The organism is Bacillus mexicanus (assembly GCF_050445615.1).
Lineage (GTDB): Bacteria > Bacillota > Bacilli > Bacillales > Bacillaceae > Bacillus > Bacillus mexicanus.
This window is the reverse complement of record NZ_JBCEYV010000001.1, coordinates 295,514-314,825: the sequence shown is the minus strand read 5'-3', so window position 1 is coordinate 314,825 and position 19,312 is coordinate 295,514. Positions and strand designations below refer to the sequence as shown.

The following is a 19,312-nucleotide window of genomic DNA, read 5'->3' as shown; positions in this document are numbered from 1 at the left end:
AAAGTTCAGCCTGGATCCTAATCTTACCATCATTCTACACTACATGGGCAAATTATAAAACGGATTTCACCCAATCTTCTACAGAAGCAAGAGCTTCTTCTAATTTTTCCGGCTGCTTGCCGCCTGCCTGCGCCATATCCGGACGGCCTCCGCCGCCTCCGCCGCAAACTTCCGCAGCTTGCTTCACGAGCTTGCCGGCATGAAGGCCCTTCTCAATGAGATCCTTTGTTACACCGGCAGAGATATTGACTTTATCATTTTGCACCGCGCCCAGCACAATCACCGCAGAGCCAAGCTTTGCTTTCAGCTCATCCACCATTGTACGGAGGTGGTTCATGTCTTTTGCATTTACTTTTTCCGCGAGCACACTGACGCCGTCAACGTCTTTTACTTGTGAAAGGATCGCGCCTGCTTCCACATTGCCGAGTTTTGCTAGAAGAGATTCGTTTTCTCTTTGTGCGTCTTTAAGTTCAGCCTGCAGAGCCGCAACCCGTTTCGGCACTTCTTTGATATTTGTTTTCAGCTCGTCAGCAGTCTGTTTTAACACTGAAATTTGGCTGTTCATTTCGACATAAGCGCCTTGTCCGGTTACAGCTTCAATCCGTCTTGTTCCCGCACCGATTCCAGATTCAGAAACGATTTTAAACAGGCCGATTTCCGCTGTATTTCTGACGTGGCAGCCGCCGCACAGCTCTAAGCTGTACTCTCCGACTTGAACGACACGGACAATATCGCCGTATTTTTCTCCGAACAGAGCCATCGCGCCCATTTCTTTTGCCTCAGAGATCGGCTTCAGGTCAATGCTGACCGGGATGCTTGCCCAGATCTTTTCGTTGACGATTCTTTCAATTTGTTCAAGTTCTTCTGTTGTCACTTGGCCAAAATGCGAGAAGTCAAAACGAAGACGGTTTTCTGTCACAAGAGATCCTGCCTGATTGACATGCGCTCCCAGTACATCTTTTAGCGCTTGGTGTAATAAATGTGTTGCTGTATGGTTTTTAATGACGCCGCTTCTCATATGGTCTTCAACTTCAGCAGTTACATGAAGGCCTTTTTGAACAGAACCGCTCTCAACAATACCTTCATGCACATGCTGGCCGTTCGGCGCTTTTTGCACATCTTTAATTCTTACGACTGCCTGTTCGCTGCGGAGATAGCCTTTATCGCCGATCTGGCCGCCGCTTTCTGCATAGAACGGAGTTTCATCAAGAATGATTTGAACACTTTCTCCTTCATGCGCCTCTTCAATGAATTGGCCGTCCTGAAGAAGCACAATGACATTGGCCTCAGCTTTTGTTTGAGCGTATCCGACAAATGTGCTTTCATCGGTAACATCGCGTAATGCGCCGCCCTGCACCTGCATGCTGCCGACATCCTGGCGAGCGTTTCTTGCGCGTTCACGCTGCTGATTCATTTCTTCTTCAAACCCTTGATGGTCAACCGTCATGTTCTCGTCTTCCGCGTATTCTTCAGTCAGCTCGACCGGGAATCCGTACGTATCGTAAAGTTTAAACACGTCAGCACCTGAAATCACGCTGCTGCCCTTGTCTTTTTCCTTTTTGATCATTTCTGACAGGATGGCAAGCCCTTCATTAAGGGTTTCATGGAAGCGCTCTTCCTCGGTTTTGATCACTTTTGCAATGAAATCTGCTTTCTCTTTGACTTCAGGATAGAAATCAGCCATGATTTCAGCGACAACCGGCACTAAATCGTACATGAACGGACGGTGGATGTTGATTGTTTTGGCATAACGCACAGCACGGCGCAATAAGCGTCTTAATACATAGCCGCGGCCTTCATTTGACGGAAGCGCTCCGTCACTGACAGCAAAGGCAACCGTTCTGATATGGTCGGCAATCACTTTAAACGCAGTGTCTTTTACATTATCTTCACCATAAGCTTCACCAGAAATGGTTTCTGTCGCTTTGATAATCGGAACAAACAAATCAGTATCAAAGTTTGTCGGAACATTTTGGATGACAGATACCATTCTTTCAAGCCCCATGCCCGTATCAATATTTTTCTTCGGAAGCGGTGTATATGTGCCGTCAGGGTTATGGTTGAACTCAGAGAACACAAGGTTCCACACTTCCAAGTAACGGTCGTTTTCTCCGCCAGGGTAAAGCTCCGGATCTTCTGGATCATTGCCGTATGCTTCACCGCGATCGTAGAAAATTTCAGTATTCGGGCCGCTCGGACCTTCACCAATATCCCAGAAATTCCCTTCCAGACGGATGATTCTTTCTTCAGGAATGCCAATTTTTTTCGCCCAGAACTCATATGCCTCTTCATCTTCAGGGTGAACGGTAACAGAAAGAAGCTCCTCATCGAAGCCGATCCACTTGTCACTCGTTAAAAATTCCCAAGCCCATGTAATGGCTTCTTCTTTGAAATAATCACCGATGGAAAAGTTTCCGAGCATTTCAAAAAATGTATGATGGCGCGCAGTTTTCCCTACATTTTCTATATCATTTGTTCTGATCGCTTTTTGAGCGTTTACGATTCTTGGATTTTCCGGAACGACTCGGCCGTCAAAATATTTTTTCAGCGTCGCAACCCCGCTGTTGATCCAAAGCAGGGAAGGATCCTCATGAGGCACTAATGACGCGCTGGGCTCGACCGCATGTCCTTTTTCTTTAAAGAAATCCAAAAACATTTGACGCACTTCCGCAGAAGTTAAGTGTTTCATTATATGTCCTCCTCTATAAAAATCGAAATTCTCTTCAGTGACAGCAAAAAAGCCCTCCCCCTATGCAAACCACGCGTTTACACAGGGACGAGAGCTTGCTCGCGGTACCACCCTGATTACGGGCATGATCATTCGCCCGTCACCTTTTACCCTGTAACGCAGGGATGTGCGGCAGTGATTAACTGCACTCAGGATTAGCTTCCTCCGATCTTCTGCTAAAGCTCCTTTCAGCTTGCGGAGCTTCTCTCTTTAACAGGGCTTCGGTGTACTCAGATCCGTCACTCGAGATTCGTATGTATTCTACGAGAAATTATAGACAAGCTGCACGCCAATGTCAATGCTCCGTCCTCATCCGCAAAAAATGGATCATCATCACTTTTAAAACAGCCGCCGCCGGAACAGCCAGTATCATTCCGATGATGCCGGCAAGCTCTCCTCCGGCAAGCAGCGCGAGCATAATGACGACAGGATGCATTTTTAGACTCCTGCCGACAATGAACGGACTGAGGATGTTTCCCTCCATAAACTGCAGAATAAACACTGTCATCACCACGACAAGAACAGCCTTTACCGAGATGGTCATGGCAATTAAAAGCGCAGGAACAGCTCCAATGAAAGGTCCAAAATACGGGATGACATTCGTTATTCCAGAAATAAGACCTAAAATCAGCGGATACGGAAGCCCGAATATCCAGAAGGTAATGCCTGCAATCACGCCGAGAATCAAGCAGACGAGAAGCTGGCCGCGAATGTAATCGCCAAGGGAGTCATCCACATCCCGCAAGAAGGCGCTGCCCCGTTTTCTCCACGATTTCGGAGTCAAATACCATACTGTCTTTTTCATCAGCTCAATATCCTTTACTATATAAAATACGAGAAAAGGAATGGTTGCCGCAATCAAGAAATAATCAAGCACGTTGCGAATTCCGCTGATCGCACCTTCGATTGTCCCGGCAAAAAACGCCTCTGTCTGGCGGATCATTTTATCTATCCGATGATGCATGCCGTCAGGCCAGTCATCCGTATGGTTATGCACATGAAGAAGAAGCCCATTATATGTTTCGGCAAACATAGGTATATTTTCTGATAAATCCGTCAGCTGTACAATTAAAACAGGCACTCCTTTATACAGCGCCCAGCCAATCCCGCCAAAAAAAAGAATATAAATCACAAGGATGCTCAAAGTCCTCGGCAATCCTTTGCCGTGCAGCCACTCTGTCACCGGCAGCAATAAATAAGAAATAAAAATGGAAATTACCAAAGGAATAAAGATCGTTTTTATGACAAGCCAAAAAGGCGACCATAACATATCTAACATCAAAAAAACGTAAACGGTTAATAGAATCAGCAAACAAATGGCCGCCCACAACAAAATCCGCACCGGTTTTTGAAGCATCTGCTCTCACCTCTTCTATATCATTTGAGGAACGGGGCGAATTATTCTTTCTCCTACAACAAAAAGGATACTCCCAGGAGAGTATCCTTTTTCGCATTAAAACATTTTTGTTATTTTTCTTCTCATCCGCTTCATGCTTCGATTATTCAGCATGTCAGATTGAGTCGCCATTCGGTACACGAGAGCTCCTGCTCCCATTGCCAAAAGTGAAGTCATCGTCCGATTCATCCTGCGCATCTCCTTCCATCATTAAAAATTGATGCTGCGTTCATCCTCAGAAAACAAATCATCCAAGCTGCTTAACGTTCCGTCTTCTTCCACCTGATGAGTTGCAATCTTCCCTTTCACAACTGTCAGTTCAATAAAACAGCTCCAGCAATAATATTGGTTCACGCCGATTTTTCCGATATCTTTACTTTTGCAGTTCGGGCATATAAGCATACTTCACACCTCTATCCGTTCAGGACGATCTCGTCTTTTCTCACCTCGACAAGCGAATCCGCTCTTTGGATTTGGCGCTTGCTTCCCGCCAGATCAGAAAAGAAACCATCCGAGAGTTCATATGCTACGATTATGCCCCTGTCCAAACAAAAGTATACATCTTCCAGCATCCCTAATACATCCCCCTGCTCCGATTTCACGAGCTTCATTTTCATCTGCTCGTACGTGAAGCATGATTTCGGAATGGGCAGAAGCTGATCAGAACTGACAGAAGCTAATATGCGGTCATCAAGTATGCAAGAAATATCATACGCGCGCAAAAGCACATGATGATGATGCAAAAATCGTTTTTGTGCAAGAATAAATCCGAGACAATCTCCTTTCAACGAAAAACAAATATCGGAAATTGTCCCAAGATAACAAGAAGTTCGTTCTGAGTATACTGAGAATCCTTCTACTTCATGGCATGTTCTCAAAGTGTGATCTACCACCTTTTGTTGAACAGGCTTAGGTTTTGCTTTGCGCCTTGGACTCATACAATGAAAAAACTCCCGCTGACACGGGAGTTTTTTACAGCTGTTCTTCTTTCATAAAATCAAATGGCGTTACGCCTTCCATTCCTATATTGGCGTCGTGGACGCTGAACGGGAGCTCTTTTTGCAAAGCTTCGAGCTCGGCGTCCATTTCCTCCGCCTGTAATGACAGCCTGTTTCTCAAGGACGTCTGTCTGACAGTCGCGTCATTATTTTTCACGCCCCACTCGAGCGCCTCCTCTTCTCCGCATAAAATGAGAAATTTCTTCGCCCTTGTAATCGCGGTATATAGGAGGTTTCTTCTGAGCATTCTATAGTAGCCTTTCACAACAGGCAAAACCACAATCGGAAATTCACTTCCTTGCGATTTATGAATCGAGCAGCAATACGCATGGGTAAACTGGTTAAAATCTTTTTTCGTAAACGTCATTTCATGCCCGTCAAAAGAAACGACGGCCATGTCTTCTTTTTCTGTATTTTCCTTCGCGTAAAATATCGACGTAATTTCGCCGATATCCCCGTTGAACACATTGTTCTCCGGTTGATTGACAAGCTGCAAAATTTTATCCCCGGTTCTGTAGACAACATCTCCGAACTTTAATTCTCTCCGTTTTTCTTTAGGAGGATTTAAAATGTCCTGAAGCAGCACATTCAGCTCATTGATGCCGGCTTTTCCTCTGTACATCGGAGCGAGAACCTGAATATCTCTTGCTGTATACCCTTTTTTCAATGCATTGGCGACAACCTTCTCAACTACTTCTTTAATTTGCGAGCCTCCGCAGCGGATAAAAGAGCGGTCCTTCGTGGGGGCAGTCAAATTATTCGGAAGCAACCCATTTTTCATCTCGTGGGCAAGCTCAACGATTGATGATCCCTCCGCCTGCCGGTAGATGTCTGTCAGTCTCACAGTCGGAATCACCTGTGATGCCAAAAGGTCTCTAAGCACTTGGCCCGGACCGACAGAGGGCAGCTGATCTTCATCTCCGACAATGATGATTTGAATATGCTCAGGGATCGCCTTGAATAAATGATTTGCCAGCCAAATATCAAGCATGCTGGCTTCATCGATAATTAACAGCTTGCCTTCGATCGGCTGGTCCTCTGTATGTGTAAAGCCTTCAGCGCCGTTCCAGCCAAGCAGCCTGTGAATCGTGACTGCCGGAAGGCCTGTTGATTCACTCATCCGTTTCGCCGCTCTTCCTGTCGGCGCGGCCAATACAACCGGAAAAGCTTCATCCTTTTTATAAGCTGACGGGTCCAGTGACACACCGTGAAGCTCTCCGTACAGTTCAACAATTCCTCTGATGACCGTCGTTTTCCCTGTTCCCGGGCCTCCCGTTAAAAGAAGCATCGGGGAGGAAAGAGCTTTTTGAATCGCTTCCTTCTGGCTTGGGGCATACTGAACGTTCATCCGTTCTTCCAGTTCTCCTAAAGCGAGCAGAAATTCTGATTCAGGAAACTGATCATCATATTCGGTTTGGCTTGCGATATGCTCTACACGCTTTGCAACGTTTTGTTCTGCGTAAAACAGCGATGGGAAATAACAGCGGCCATCCTCTATGATAATGTCTTTATTTTCTCCAAGGGCAATAATTGCGTTAGCGGCATCCATTTCTGTAATACGCTGTCCTTCTCTTGCTGACTGGTTTAGCAAGGATTGTGTATCAATGATCAGCTGCTCCGTTTCTATGTACGTATGCCCCTCCGATAGACAAGTTGTTTCAAGCGTATACAAAATGGCGGCTTTTATCCGCTCAGGATGATTCCCGGAAAGCCCCATTCTGCCGCCAAGCTCATCCGCTTTCCCAAATCCAATGCCTTCTACATCCTTCACAAGCTGATATGGGTTTTCCTGAATTTTTTCAAGCGTCTCGGATTCATAGGCCTGATAGATTTTCATCGACAGCTGAGGACCGAAGCCAAACTGATTCAAGGAAATCATAATTTGCTCCAGCCCCTGATGCCTCTGCAAGGCGCCGGCTAGTGTATCAGCTTTCTTTTTTGACAGCCTCGGTACATCATAAAGCACTGAAGCGTCAGCCAAAATTTTATTAATGGCACTGTCGCCCAGCTTTTTTACAATTTCTTCGGCTGTTTTTTTGCCGATTCCCTCGAACAAATCACTCGATAAATAGTGAATGATGCCTTCCTTAGTTGTCGGGATCTCCTTTCTGAAATGCTCCGCTTGAAATTGAAGCCCAAATTTTGGATGGGTTACGATCTTTCCGTAAAACGTGTACGTCTCTTCTTCTTGAAGCGCAGGGAAGTAGCCCGTCACAGATACGGCTTTTTCTTCAATCGCTTCGGAGGTCTCTATGACTTTTACTTTCAGAACCGTATATAAATTGGTGTCATTATGATAGATGACTGTATTGACTGTGCCTTTTAAATAGGGCTCTTCCTCCAGTTTAAGCTGATCCGGATGCTGCTGCACGAGCTGTCCCTCCTCCTGTGCCTGTTATGATGGATCGATCAGTTTTTTAGCATGAAGCGCAAGCATATGGTCTGGCTGGATGTCGATCGCCCTGTCCAGCATTTCCAGTGCTTTGTCTCGATTTTCTTTATAAGCATAAGCAACGCCGGCATTGTAAAATGCATCAGCGTGCCCAGGATCCTGTTCTGTTACAGCTGCGAATTGGCTGAGCGCTTCGTCCAGCATTCCCTCGTTCGCTAAGCACATCCCGAATTGAAAGCGCGCCTCCGTATCATTTTCATTCAGCTCGACCGCTCTTTGTAAATATGGCAATGCAAGCTTAGGCTGTTCGAGCTTGACAAGAACCGTGCCGAGCATGTAAAAAAGGTCGCCGTTTTCCATTCCGGCACGAAGCGCTTTTTCAAACATATCTTTCGCTTCTTTGTACATTTCTTTTACCACATAGACATTTCCTGCACCGTAATAAGCAGTGGCTGCGCTATTGTCTAATTCAAGCGCTTTATCATAAAACGCAAGCGCACGTTCCAGCTCATTGACTGATGAAAGCAAGTTAGCAAAGTTGATATAGGGAATCGCGTCTTCTTTATTTTCTTCAATGGCTTTTGTAAATGCCTCAGCCGCTTTCTCGTAATCGCCTTCCTGCATCGCCTCTATACCGAGTTGATTAAAATCCACTGACCATCTTCCTTTCATTAAAAAACCCCAACTCTGTGTTGAGGTTTTTCATCTTTTATACGTACCACAATTTTGTCCCGTCTTTGTACACATCATCAATTGTTCCGCCGCCAAGGCATTCTTCGCCATCATAGAACACAACGGCTTGTCCCGGCGTTACAGCGCGGACTTGTCCATCAAAGATGACTTCTGCTTCGTCTTCACCTGTCATGCGCACCGTTACTTTATGATCTTCTTGACGGTAACGGAATTTAGCCGTGCAGGACAACTCTTCGCCCTTCATGATGTCCGGACGAACCCAGCTGATATTTGTTGCTGTGATTTTGTCGGAATAAAGAAGCGGGTTGTGGAACCCTTGATCCACGTAAAGAATGTTCTTTTCAAGATCTTTACCAACCGCAAACCACGGCTCGCCGCTTCCGCCGATGCCAAGGCCGTGCCGCTGTCCGATTGTGTAGTACATCAATCCGTCGTGGCGTCCTTTTACTTCGCCGTCCATCGTCATCATATCGCCTGGCTGTGCAGGGAGATATTCGCTGAGAAACGTTTTGAAGTTGCGTTCGCCGATAAAACAGATGCCCGTACTGTCTTTTTTCGTCGCTGTAGCAAGATCTGCTTCTTTGGCCAGTTCACGCACACGGCTTTTTTGAAGCTCGCCGATCGGGAACATGACTCTGCTCAGCGTCTCTTCTGTCAGCTGATTCAAGAAATACGTTTGGTCCTTGTTTTCATCAATGCCGCGCAGCATTCTGACCTTACCGCCGCTTCTGTCCACTCTTGCATAGTGGCCAGTCGCTATATAGTCGGCGCCAAGTGACAGGGCATGCTCCAAAAATGCCTTGAATTTAATTTCTTTATTGCACAGCACATCCGGGTTCGGTGTTCTGCCTGCTGTATATTCATCAAGAAAGTATTGAAATACCTTCTCATAGTATTGCTTTTCAAAATTAACGGCATAGTACGGAATTCCGATTTGATTGCAGACGCGGATTACATCTTCATAATCCTCTGTCGCCGTGCAAAAACCATTTTCGTCCGTATCATCCCAGTTTTTCATAAAGATTCCGATTACATCATAGCCCTGTTCTTTTAACAGCAGGGCTGTCACAGAGGAGTCCACTCCGCCGGACATGCCGACGACGACTCTTGTATCCTCCGGCCGTTTTTCCATTTCATTCACTCCAATAGCTAAGCCGCCTTATTGTGTCAGCCGTTTAACAACATCGGCCACATGTAGGGCAGCGGTTTTCACTTGCTCAGCCGTATTGCCAAGGCCGAAGCTGATCCGAATTGACGACGTCAGCCGGTCACTTTCTTCTCCGAACATGGCAGTCAGAACATGAGACGGCAAGACTGAACCGGCCGTACACGCTGATCCGCTTGAGACAGCAACTCCTGCCATATCAAGATTCACCAGCAGCGCTTCCACTGAAATACCAGGGAAATAAAGATTCAGAACATGAGGCAAACTGTGTTCTTTGTCCCCGTTAATCTCGAATGCCACATCGGCATTTTCAAGCGTGTCGGCAATGATGGTTTTAAACGATTGATACTTCTCGTTTTTTTCATCCCGTTCTTCACTTGACAGCTTGATCGCTTCTTTCAGCCCGACAATGCCGGGAACATTTTCTGTTCCGGCACGGCGTTTCCTTTCTTGCTCTCCTCCGAATAAAAGCGGGGAGAGCTTTACATCTTTACTAGCATATAAAAAGCCTGTCCCTTTAGGCCCGTTGAGCTTGTGCCCAGAAACAGACAGAAGATCAATATGGCTGGTTTTCACATCAATTGGCAGCAGCCCGAATGCCTGAACAGCATCGGTATGAAAATAAGCCTGATGTTCCTTCAGCAGCTCACCGATTTCATCGACCGGCTGCACTGTCCCGACTTCATTATTTCCATACATCACTGTCACAAGGATTGTATCATCACGCAGTGCTTCTTTCACCTGTTTTGCACTAACTCTTCCATTTTGGCCAACGTCCAGATATGTGACTTCAAAGCCGTCTTCCTCAAGTTTTTCACATGTGTGAAGCACAGCATGATGTTCAATTTTTGTCGTGATAATATGTCTGCCCAGATCTTTTCTTTGAAGAGCGGTTCCCATAATAGCCAAGTTATCGGCTTCCGTGCCCCCGCTTGTAAATATGATCTCCTGCTCCGCCGCTCCGATTTCTGAAGCAATCTGCGCTCTTGCTTCGTCCACCCATTTCCGAGATTCTCTTCCAAATGAATGAATGCTGGATGGATTGCCGAAATTGCCGGAGAAATGCGGTATCATTTTTTCCAGCACACGCTCATCCATCGGAGACGTGGCGGCATGATCTAAATAAATCCGTTCCATTGTGTTTACACCTCTGATCTAAATATAGAACATATAAGCTTCTTGCTCTCCGTCTGTGTAGCTTGCAAGATCCTCTAATGTTGTACTGTCTAAAACCTCTTTCACAGCGTCCCGGATGCGAATCCAGAGCTCACGCTTGGCAGGCTCCTCGTCTTCCAATACTTCTACAGGGCTGATCGGCCCTTCGAGTACACGGATAATATCTCCCGCCGTAATGGAAGCCGGCTCACTGCCTAATACATATCCGCCGTATGCGCCTCTGATGCTTTTTACTAAACCGGCATTTCGGAGCGGTGATACCAGCTGTTCCAAATAATGCTCGGACAAATTATTCGTCTGTGCGATGCTTTTTAATGAAGTCGGGCCTTCACCATGCTTTTTTGCAAGCTCGATCATAATCGTGAGCCCGTATCTTCCTTTAGTTGATATTTTCAACATGAACACCTCTGTTATTTCATGATATTCCACATTTATAATGGTGATTTCTGTATGATTCGTCCGTTTAATATCTAAAAGACCAACTGTTATTATAACACACCTTCAGCGAATTTTCATTGAGGCAGGCGGAAACAGGCCTTCCCCCTTTTCTATTGCCTGTTTTTCCGTTACCCTGTAAGTATGTAAGGAGAGATGACGATGAAGCCATTAGCATATCGGATGCGTCCGACAAAATTAGAGGATATTATCGGCCAGCAGCATCTTGTGGCTGAAGATAAAATGATCGGCAGAATGGTTCAGGCGAAGCATTTGTCATCCATGATTTTGTACGGGCCGCCCGGAATTGGAAAAACATCAATCGCAACAGCAATCGCTGGTTCGACAAGTATTGCTTTTCGAAAGCTGAATGCTGTCATTAACAATAAAAAAGATATGGAAATCGTAGCACAAGAAGCGAAAATGTCAGGCCAGGTGATTTTGATTCTAGATGAAGTTCACAGGCTGGATAAAGGAAAACAAGATTTTCTTTTGCCCTATTTAGAAAATGGAATGATCATTTTAATCGGGGCAACTACAGCTAACCCGTACCATGCCATTAATCCGGCGATCAGAAGCCGGACACAGATCTTTGAGCTTAAACCGTTAACCCCAGATCTGATTAAACAAGCTTTGGAAAGGGCGCTCCAAGACGAGCACAGGGGCCTTGGCACATATTCTGTATCCGTTGATGATCAGGCGATGGAGCATCTTGCCCGCGGATGCGGAGGCGATGTCCGTTCCGCTTTAAATGCGCTTGAGCTGGCCGTATTGTCAACGAAGGAGTCTTACGACGGGGTCATTCACATTACATTGGAAACCGCAGAGCAATGTTTGCAGAAAAAGAGCTTTTCTCACGATAAAGATGGTGATGCCCATTATGATGTATTGTCCGCTTTTCAAAAATCGATTCGCGGATCTGATGCCAATGCCGCTCTTCACTATTTGGCAAGATTAATTGAAGCCGGTGATATGGAAAGCATCGCGAGACGGCTGCTCGTCATTGCCTATGAAGATATCGGCCTAGCAAGCCCGCAAGCCGGCCCAAGAGTGCTGCACGCTGTTCAGACTGCTGAGCGAGTCGGATTTCCCGAAGCGCGAATCCCGCTGGCCAACGCAGTCATTGAACTTTGTCTCTCGCCAAAATCAAACTCAGCCATCTTGGCAATCGATGAGGCGCTTGCAGATATTAGAGCAGGAAAAATCGGAGATGTTCCGAAGCACTTAAAAGACGCACATTATAAAGGAGCACAGGAATTAGGAAGAGGAATCGACTATAAATACCCGCACAATTACGACAGCGGATGGGTCGAACAGCAATACCTCCCTGACCCTTTAAAGAACAAGCAATATTACAAGCCAAAACAGACAGGAAAGTTCGAGTCTGCTTTGAAGCAAGTATACGACAAATTAATGAAAAGAAAATAAAAAGCAGCCTTGACTATAGTCAAGGCTGCTTTTATGCGTTATTTATCCTTCACGCGTTTGATTTCAATGTCTTTCAAAAGATCCATGACAACATGTCCGCCCATAATCAAACCGGCAACTGACGGCACAAAAGCATTAGAGGATGGCGGCATTTTTGCTTTGCGGATTTCCGCTTCGTCATTTCCCACTTCTTTTCTGACGTCTTCTCGAATGACAATTGGGCTTTCGTCAGAGAAAATCACTTGAACGCCCTTTTTGATGCCTTCTTTGCGTAATCGCGTACGGACGACCTTCGCAATTGGATCAGTGTGCGTTTTTGAAATATCAGCGATTTGGAAGCGTGTCGGGTCGGTTTTATTTGCGGCACCCATACTGGAGATGAGCGGAATATCACGCCTCAAACATTCTTTCATTAAATGGATTTTGTAATGAATCGTGTCTGACGCGTCAATCACATAGTCTAAGTTATATTCAAAGAATTGCTCATACGTTTCTTCTGTATAAAACATTTTTAACGAAATCACTTCACACTCTGGATTAATGTCTGCGATCCGCGCTTTCATTAAATCAACTTTCGGCTGCCCGACTGTTGAAAGCATCGCGTGAAGCTGGCGGTTTACATTTGTAATATCCACATCATCTTTGTCGACAAGCAAAATGCGGCCGACGCCTGACCGTGCGAGAGCTTCCGCAGCAAATGACCCGACTCCGCCGACCCCAAGCACAGCGACCGTGCTGTGTTTCAGCGTTTCAAGGCCTTCTTTTCCGATAGCTAATTCATTGCGTGAAAACTGGTGTAACAAGAACCTCACTCCACATTCGTATTCTGGTTTCATCTATTAAACGGCTGATCTGAAAACAGCCGTTTTTTCTGCACACAAAAATAAAGTCCCAATAGTGCCGTTGCAGCTTCCCTTTGTTTTGAACCCGCTCTCAGCAGGTGGGTGCCCTCTTTTAAATCTTGTAAGTCCTCTTTACCGAATGAAAAGAGGCGTGTACGCCATTTAAAAATGCGGGCTCCCAAATCAAAAAAATGTTCGGTCAAAACTAGGTGTACAACTAACACATCAGGACTTTATTTAACTTGTCAAAATCATATCACAGACGATTTTGATTTTCAAGAATCGAACTGCTCATTCAATTCTTTACTTTTTTCTTAATAGAAAGATGAAGCTCATCAAGCTGAGCATCGCTTACTTCTCCTGGCGCTTCTGTCATCAAGCAGCTCGCGCTTGCTGTTTTCGGGAAGGCGATCGTATCTCTTAGGTTTGAGCGTCCCGCAAGAAGCATAACGAGACGGTCTAAGCCAAGCGCGATTCCGCCGTGCGGAGGAGCGCCATATTCAAATGCTTCCAGTAAAAATCCGAACTGTTCAGCCGCTTCTTCTTTTGAGAAGCCAAGAAGTGTAAACATTTTTTCCTGAATGTCTTTTTCGAAAATACGAATCGAACCGCCGCCAAGCTCATAGCCGTTTAAAACGAGGTCATAGGCTTGTGCTTTCATCTCTTCAGGCGCTGTTTCAATCAATTCAAGGTCTTCGCGGACAGGCATTGTAAAAGGATGATGGGCTGCGTAAAAACGGCCTTCCTCCTGATCATGCTCTAAGAGCGGCCAGTCGATCACCCATAAGAAATTGAACAGGTTTTCATCTATCAGTCCGCGTTCTTTCCCAAGCTTTAAGCGCAGAGCGCCAAGTGATGCAGCTACAGTTTCAAATGTATCCGCTCCGAACAGCAGCAAATCACCTTCAGCAGCACCAAGTGCTTCAATCAGTTTAGATTGCTTTTCTTCATCAAAGAACTTGGCGATCGGGCCTTTCACTCCGTCTGCCTCAACTTTTACCCAAGCAAGTCCTTTTGCGCCGTAGTTTGCAGCAAAAACGCCAAGAGCGTCGATGTCTTTTCTAGAGTAATCACCTGCTCCGCCTTTTACATTGATGGCTTTTACCACGCCGCCGTTTTCTACAGCCGACGAGAATACTTTAAACTCTGTATCCTTCACAATGTCAGATACATCTGTCAAAAGCATGTCAAAACGCGTATCAGGTTTATCAGATCCGTATTTGTTCATTGCTTCGTCATACGTCATTCTAGGAAGAGGAAGCGTAAGTTCGACACCTTTTGTTTCACGCATGATCTTTGCCATCATATTCTCAGCCAATGACATAATGTCTTCTTGGCTCATAAAGGACATTTCAATATCAATTTGTGTAAACTCAGGCTGGCGGTCCGCACGCAAGTCTTCATCTCGGAAACAGCGGGCAATCTGATAATAGCGTTCAATGCCGGATACCATCAGAAGCTGTTTAAAGAGCTGCGGAGACTGTGGCAATGCATAAAACTCACCTTCATGCACACGGCTTGGCACCAAGTAGTCACGCGCGCCTTCGGGTGTGCTCCCTGTTAAAATCGGCGTTTCGATATCAAGAAATCCATTTTCATCTAAGAAGCCGCGAGCCGCTTTCGTCACATTGTGGCGCAGCTGCATCGTTTGAAACATAGCCGGTCTGCGCAAATCTAAGTAACGGTATTTTAAACGGACATCCTCTGATACGTCTTCCGCTTGATCAGAAATGGCAAACGGAGGTGTCTTTGCAGCATTTAAAACAATCACTCCATCAGCGTGAATTTCGATCGCGCCTGTTTTCAAATTCGCATTGACTGTGCCTTCTTCACGCGCTACTACTTTCCCCTGAATATCAAGCACATATTCGTTTCTGATGCCTTCCGCAACTGCAAGCGCCTCTTTTGACACATCCGGATTAAACACAACTTGAACAATCCCCGTACGGTCACGCAAGTCAATAAAAATCAATCCGCCGAGGTCGCGTCTTTTTTGGACCCAGCCCTTCAGCGTTACAGATTCGCCGATTGCTTTTTCAGTTATATCACCGCAATAATAGGTTCTTCCAAACAATATATTCCACTCCTTATCCCTTTTGGTTTGCCTTCATCACATGTATCAATTCATCAAGTGCCACTTCAATCTGTTCACCCGTTTGTGCATCTTTAACATTGATTTTATTTTGGGTAAGCTCATCCTCACCCAAAATTGCAATAAATCTGGCCTTCAGGCGGTCAGCTGCTTTAAACTGGCCTTTCATTTTCTTATTTTCATAATCGATTTCACTGGAAATACCTGCTTCTCTAAGCTTGTACACTAAGGAAACAGAATAATCCTTCGCTTTTTCGCCGAGTGTGACGATATAACAGTCGATTCCCCGATCAACAGGCAGTTCTCTTTTTTCAGCATCAATTGCCGCAAGCAGGCGTTCAATGCTCATCGCAAATCCGATGCCCGGCGCTTCAGGTCCGCCGATTTGCTCGACAAGTCCGTCGTAGCGTCCGCCGCCGGCAAGTGTCGTAATGGCGCCAAAGCCCTCCGCATTGCTCATGATCTCAAACGCAGTGTGGTTGTAATAATCCAGCCCTCTTACAAGGTTACGATCAATTTCATACGTAATGCCAAGGTCGTTTAAATATTGCTTCACTTTTTCAAAATAAGCGGCTGATTCTTCATTTAAGTATGTCAGAATCGAAGGTGCCGATTTCATGAGCTCATGATCACGGTCTTTTTTGCAATCCAAGATTCTGAGCGGGTTTGTGTGCAGCCGTGACTGGCAGTCTGAACAAAACTCTTCAATGCGAGGCTCAAAATGCTTGACGAGTGCTTCTCTGTAGCTTTTGCGGCTTTCTTGATCGCCGAGACTGTTGATGACAAGCTTAACATTTTGCAAGCCTGCTTTTTGATAAATACTCATGGCAAGCGCCATTACCTCGGCATCGATTGCAGGATCTTTCGAGCCAATCGCTTCAATTCCAAACTGATAAAACTGGCGGTAGCGGCCTGTTTGCGGACGTTCATACCGGAACATCGGCCCGACATAATAAAGTTTTGTCGGCTGAACAGGATTCGCAAACAGCTTATTTTCATTAAAAGCGCGTACCGCCGCTGCTGTTCCTTCTGGACGAAGCGTCAGGCTTCTGCCTTTACGGTCTTGAAAGGTATACATTTCTTTTTGTACGATATCCGTCGATTCTCCGACGCCTCTGGCAAACAGCTCCGTATGCTCAAAAATCGGTGTGCGGATTTCTTTATATTGATAAGTGCGGCAAGTGTCTCTCATAATTTGTTCAACAAACTGCCAGCGATCTGATTCTCCAGGCAGAATATCCTGTGTTCCTCTTGGAATGTTATATCCCATATGAAGACCTCCTTATGTCAATTACAATTATCGTTCATGATGAAAACAAAAAAACTCCCGCCCCTACTATAAATTTATAGTAGGGACGAGAGTTATACCCGTGGTGCCACCCTAGTTGGAATATGTTCATATTCCCGCTCGATCCTTTAACGCAGGTTCACGTTCACTGCCTAATGACGGAATGAACGCGTTCAGCAGGAAACCTCCGGAGTGTTGTTTCGAGAAAGACGCAATGGGATCCGCTTTCAGCCTAGGGCGGTTCCTCTCTAGCCATGCAATCTGACCTACTCTTCTCCATTATTGGTTCAAATTTTTCATCACTTGCTATGTACTCAATTTCTATTATAATAATGGGATTGGGGTTCTCTGTCAAGCTTTATTCCGGTTGTTTTTCCTCATTGCTGCTTCTTTGGACATAAGGCCGAACTCAGATGCTGTTTCAGTAAGATAACCGATTGTATCGGGATCTGCGTGATCGCTGTAATGCAGATTTGCTTCACCGTCGTGAAATGCACGTCCCATTTTTGGATGATATTTCATGATTTGCACACCTTTTTGATTGTATTTACGCCTAGTATAAACAAATCATTTTATTTTTATTTAAAAATCAGAAAGGACTTTACGATATTAAGCAAGAATGCTTTTTATTGATCATCAGAAAGGAGGGCATAATGAGCAAGAAATACGTTGTTCTTATTGTATGTATTATTTTTGCCGGGACCCTGTTCCCGACTTTTTCCGACGTTACAGCCGCACAGGGAGAAGCGGTTATCGCAACAGATGACATGAATGTCAGAAGCGGCCCTGGACTTAGCTACGGTATTACAGCGAAAGTGAAAAAAGGCGAGCATTACCCAATTTTAAAGGAAGACGGAGACTGGGTGCAGATTCAGCTTGGCTCCGGAAAAAAGGGGTGGGTGGTCTCCTGGCTTATTGCAAAGAAAGACCAAGCCGGCACAAACTCTTCAAAAAGCAGTGATACTGTGACATCAACAGACCCCGATCTAAGGATGCGAACAGGCCCGGGCACTTCCTACAAGGTCATCGGCAAATTCCCGCAAGGCAGCCAGGCGTCTGTTCTTGAGAAAGGTTCCGGCTGGACCAAGATATCCTATCAAAATGCTACAGGATGGGTGTCATCCGGATATGTCACGTCAAATCACAGCAGTTCAGCATCTAATGTAGGTCATCAAAACAATACTGTCGGTGCTTCAGCGGGCAAAGTCGGTGTTTCTGCACTGAATGTGAGAGCCTCCGCCTCACATGATGCAGCGATTATAACGAAACTGGATCGCGGAATGAAAGTGACAGTTCTCAATGAAAAAAATGGCTGGGCTCATATTGAGGCGAATGGGCTGAAAGGCTGGGTTGCAAGCCATTACCTTTTGACTAATTCTGATCCAGCGGAAAGTTCGGCAAATGCCGGCCGTTCATCCTCCGCTAAAAAAGCCTATATTGTATACGGAGGAACGAATGTAAGAAGTGATGCATCAACATCCGCTTCAATCGTTGAACGTGCTGCCAAAGGCGATTCATTCACCATTACTGGTTCTAAAGGCAGCTGGTATCAAATTAAGCTCGATAACGGGCAGACTGGTTATGTAGCCAATTGGGTGGTTCAAACGTCTAAAAGCGCAGAAGAAGCCGGCGAACCTCCTGCATCTGATTCCCCGTCTGGAAACGGGTCTCTAAACAATAAAACGATTATTGTTGATCCGGGGCACGGCGGAAAAGACAGCGGAACGATCGGTTATTCAGGTAAATTCGAGAAAAACCTGACAATCAAAACGGCAAAACGGCTCGCAAGCAAACTCAGATCCGCTGGGGCCAATGTGTATGTGACACGCCAGGATGATACCTTTGTCAGCCTGCAGTCACGAGTCTCTACGTCGCACTATCGCAACGCCGACGCCTTCATCAGCATTCACTTTGACAGCTATGCGGATACTTCCACGAGAGGCAGCACCGCTTATTACTACAGTCCTGCCAAAGATCAGAAACTGGCATCCGCCGTTCACTCTGAAGTGGTAAAGCGTTCTTCTATTCCTGACCGCGGTGTGTTATTCGGAGATTATTATGTGCTCCGGGAAAACAGACAGCCCGCTATGCTCTATGAGCTGGGATATGTAAGCCATCCGCAGGAAGAAGCGATTGTACATAGCAATTCATACCAAGAAAAAGTAACAGATGGGATCGAAAGCGGACTAGAGAAATACTTCCAATAAAAAAAGCTGCCTTTTGGCAGCTTTTTTATTTTGAATCCATGATGAGTGTGACCGGTCCGGAGTTTGTAAGCTGAACATCCATCATCGCTCCAAACGTTCCGGTCTCCACTTTGATTCCTTTTTCACGAAGCAGGTCGTTCCATTTTTCATAAAGGCCTAATGCTTTATCAGGTTTGGCGGCGTTCATGTAGTTTGGACGGCGCCCTTTTTTCGTATCTCCGTATAGCGTAAATTGAGAGACAGATAAAATCTCCCCTCCTATATCTAAAAGAGACAGATTCATTTTCCCTTCACTGTCATCGAAAATACGGAGATGAACCACTTTATCAGCTAAATAAGCTGCATCCTCTTCTGTATCCTCGTGAGTGATGCCAACCAGCACCATGATGCCTTGTCCAATTTGGCCGACGACCTTTTCATCCACTGTAACGCTTGCATCTGTTACTCTCTGAACAACTAGTCTCATGTTCTA

Annotated in this window: 17 protein-coding genes, 1 other RNA gene and 1 other annotated feature; of the genes, 2 read left to right on the top strand and 16 right to left on the bottom strand. The window is 45.7% G+C overall.

The features are described from left to right. Nucleotides 1-52: 52 nt before the first annotated feature. The 10 genes from alaS to cymR form a co-directional block, all read right to left on the bottom strand. Complete coding sequence (alaS, locus tag AAGG74_RS01665; protein WP_162102287.1) at nt 53-2,689, bottom strand: alanine--tRNA ligase; 2,637 nt, start codon at nt 2,687-2,689, stop codon at nt 53-55. 334 nt (nt 2,690-3,023) lie between these two features. After that, entirely contained in the window at nt 3,024-4,085 is a 1,062-nt protein-coding gene (locus AAGG74_RS01660; protein ID WP_429674357.1) for an AI-2E family transporter, read from the bottom strand. 96 nt (nt 4,086-4,181) lie between these two features. Continuing rightward, entirely contained in the window at nt 4,182-4,313 is a 132-nt protein-coding gene (locus tag AAGG74_RS01655) for a YrzQ family protein (protein WP_162102285.1), read from the bottom strand. A 21-nt stretch (nt 4,314-4,334) separates the two neighbouring features. Further along, nucleotides 4,335-4,526 (bottom strand): hypothetical protein, encoded by a 192-nt coding sequence (locus tag AAGG74_RS01650; protein ID WP_429674355.1) that lies wholly within the window; start codon nt 4,524-4,526, stop codon nt 4,335-4,337. Nucleotides 4,527-4,537: 11 nt separating this feature from the next. After that, nucleotides 4,538-5,062, bottom strand: a complete 525-nt coding sequence (locus tag AAGG74_RS01645; protein ID WP_429674354.1) for a PRC-barrel domain-containing protein — start codon at nt 5,060-5,062, stop codon at nt 4,538-4,540. 34 nt (nt 5,063-5,096) lie between these two features. Then, nucleotides 5,097-7,493, bottom strand: a complete 2,397-nt coding sequence (recD2, locus tag AAGG74_RS01640) for an SF1B family DNA helicase RecD2 (RefSeq protein ID WP_429674353.1) — start codon at nt 7,491-7,493, stop codon at nt 5,097-5,099. Nucleotides 7,494-7,517: 24 nt separating this feature from the next. Then, nucleotides 7,518-8,138 carry a tetratricopeptide repeat protein gene (locus AAGG74_RS01635; RefSeq protein ID WP_429675220.1) on the bottom strand — a complete coding sequence of 207 codons (621 nt, stop codon included), beginning with the start codon at nt 8,136-8,138 and terminating at the stop codon, nt 7,518-7,520. An 85-nt stretch (nt 8,139-8,223) separates the two neighbouring features. Next, nucleotides 8,224-9,339 (bottom strand): tRNA 2-thiouridine(34) synthase MnmA, encoded by a 1,116-nt coding sequence (gene mnmA, locus AAGG74_RS01630; protein WP_162102281.1) that lies wholly within the window; start codon nt 9,337-9,339, stop codon nt 8,224-8,226. Nucleotides 9,340-9,366: 27 nt separating this feature from the next. Continuing rightward, a complete protein-coding gene (locus AAGG74_RS01625; RefSeq protein WP_429674351.1) occupies nt 9,367-10,509 on the bottom strand; it encodes a cysteine desulfurase family protein in 1,143 nt (380 codons plus the stop codon). 18 nt (nt 10,510-10,527) lie between these two features. Then, the gene (gene cymR / locus AAGG74_RS01620) at nt 10,528-10,944 is read right to left on the bottom strand and encodes a cysteine metabolism transcriptional regulator CymR (RefSeq protein ID WP_162102279.1); all 417 of its coding nucleotides are present in this window, start codon (nt 10,942-10,944) and stop codon (nt 10,528-10,530) included. Between the two features lie 201 nt (nt 10,945-11,145). Here cymR and AAGG74_RS01615 point away from each other — a divergent pair, with 201 nt between their 5' ends. Beyond that, on the top strand, nt 11,146-12,411 hold the full coding sequence (locus AAGG74_RS01615; protein ID WP_225493696.1) for a replication-associated recombination protein A: 1,266 nt from the start codon (nt 11,146-11,148) through the stop codon (nt 12,409-12,411). Nucleotides 12,412-12,449: 38 nt separating this feature from the next. Here the strand turns inward: AAGG74_RS01615 and AAGG74_RS01610 are convergent, their stop codons facing one another. The 5 genes from AAGG74_RS01610 to AAGG74_RS01590 all read right to left on the bottom strand — a co-directional run bounded on the left by AAGG74_RS01610 (nt 12,450) and on the right by AAGG74_RS01590 (nt 17,155). Beyond that, nucleotides 12,450-13,214 carry a tRNA threonylcarbamoyladenosine dehydratase gene (locus tag AAGG74_RS01610; RefSeq protein WP_162102277.1) on the bottom strand — a complete coding sequence of 255 codons (765 nt, stop codon included), beginning with the start codon at nt 13,212-13,214 and terminating at the stop codon, nt 12,450-12,452. An 81-nt stretch (nt 13,215-13,295) separates the two neighbouring features. After that, nucleotides 13,296-13,488: non-coding RNA, 6S RNA (ssrS, locus tag AAGG74_RS01605), on the bottom strand. A gap of 60 nt (nt 13,489-13,548) precedes the next feature. Beyond that, nucleotides 13,549-15,327, bottom strand: a complete 1,779-nt coding sequence (gene aspS / locus AAGG74_RS01600) for an aspartate--tRNA ligase (RefSeq protein ID WP_429674350.1) — start codon at nt 15,325-15,327, stop codon at nt 13,549-13,551. Between the two features lie 13 nt (nt 15,328-15,340). After that, nucleotides 15,341-16,615: a histidine--tRNA ligase gene (gene hisS / locus AAGG74_RS01595; RefSeq protein WP_429674349.1), complete on the bottom strand. Its 1,275-nt coding sequence runs from the start codon at nt 16,613-16,615 to the stop codon at nt 15,341-15,343. Between the two features lie 78 nt (nt 16,616-16,693). Further along, nucleotides 16,694-16,925, bottom strand: a binding site (T-box leader). A 59-nt stretch (nt 16,926-16,984) separates the two neighbouring features. After that, nucleotides 16,985-17,155 (bottom strand): YrzK family protein, encoded by a 171-nt coding sequence (locus tag AAGG74_RS01590; protein WP_162102274.1) that lies wholly within the window; start codon nt 17,153-17,155, stop codon nt 16,985-16,987. Between the two features lie 131 nt (nt 17,156-17,286). Between AAGG74_RS01590 and AAGG74_RS01585 the strand changes: the two genes are divergently transcribed. Beyond that, nucleotides 17,287-18,840 (top strand): N-acetylmuramoyl-L-alanine amidase family protein, encoded by a 1,554-nt coding sequence (locus tag AAGG74_RS01585; RefSeq protein ID WP_429674348.1) that lies wholly within the window; start codon nt 17,287-17,289, stop codon nt 18,838-18,840. Between the two features lie 25 nt (nt 18,841-18,865). Here AAGG74_RS01585 and dtd read toward each other — a convergent pair whose 3' ends face one another. Continuing rightward, nucleotides 18,866-19,306, bottom strand: a complete 441-nt coding sequence (gene dtd / locus AAGG74_RS01580) for a D-aminoacyl-tRNA deacylase (RefSeq protein ID WP_162102272.1) — start codon at nt 19,304-19,306, stop codon at nt 18,866-18,868. Between the last annotated feature and the right edge of the window lie 6 nt (nt 19,307-19,312).

Coding starts and splice junctions, on each gene's coding strand:
- alaS (WP_162102287.1), bottom strand. CDS start 2,689: ATGAAACACTTAACTTCTGCGGAAGTGCGTCAAATGTTTTTGGATTTC.
- AAGG74_RS01660 (WP_429674357.1), bottom strand. CDS start 4,085: ATGCTTCAAAAACCGGTGCGGATTTTGTTGTGGGCGGCCATTTGTTTG.
- AAGG74_RS01655 (WP_162102285.1), bottom strand. CDS start 4,313: ATGAATCGGACGATGACTTCACTTTTGGCAATGGGAGCAGGAGCTCTC.
- AAGG74_RS01650 (WP_429674355.1), bottom strand. CDS start 4,526: ATGCTTATATGCCCGAACTGCAAAAGTAAAGATATCGGAAAAATCGGC.
- AAGG74_RS01645 (WP_429674354.1), bottom strand. CDS start 5,062: ATGAGTCCAAGGCGCAAAGCAAAACCTAAGCCTGTTCAACAAAAGGTG.
- AAGG74_RS01635 (WP_429675220.1), bottom strand. CDS start 8,138: ATGCAGGAAGGCGATTACGAGAAAGCGGCTGAGGCATTTACAAAAGCC.
- mnmA (WP_162102281.1), bottom strand. CDS start 9,339: ATGGAAAAACGGCCGGAGGATACAAGAGTCGTCGTCGGCATGTCCGGC.
- AAGG74_RS01625 (WP_429674351.1), bottom strand. CDS start 10,509: ATGGAACGGATTTATTTAGATCATGCCGCCACGTCTCCGATGGATGAG.
- AAGG74_RS01615 (WP_225493696.1), top strand. CDS start 11,146: ATGAAGCCATTAGCATATCGGATGCGTCCGACAAAATTAGAGGATATT.
- hisS (WP_429674349.1), bottom strand. CDS start 16,615: ATGGGATATAACATTCCAAGAGGAACACAGGATATTCTGCCTGGAGAA.
- AAGG74_RS01590 (WP_162102274.1), bottom strand. CDS start 17,155: ATGAAATATCATCCAAAAATGGGACGTGCATTTCACGACGGTGAAGCA.
- AAGG74_RS01585 (WP_429674348.1), top strand. CDS start 17,287: ATGAGCAAGAAATACGTTGTTCTTATTGTATGTATTATTTTTGCCGGG.
- dtd (WP_162102272.1), bottom strand. CDS start 19,306: ATGAGACTAGTTGTTCAGAGAGTAACAGATGCAAGCGTTACAGTGGAT.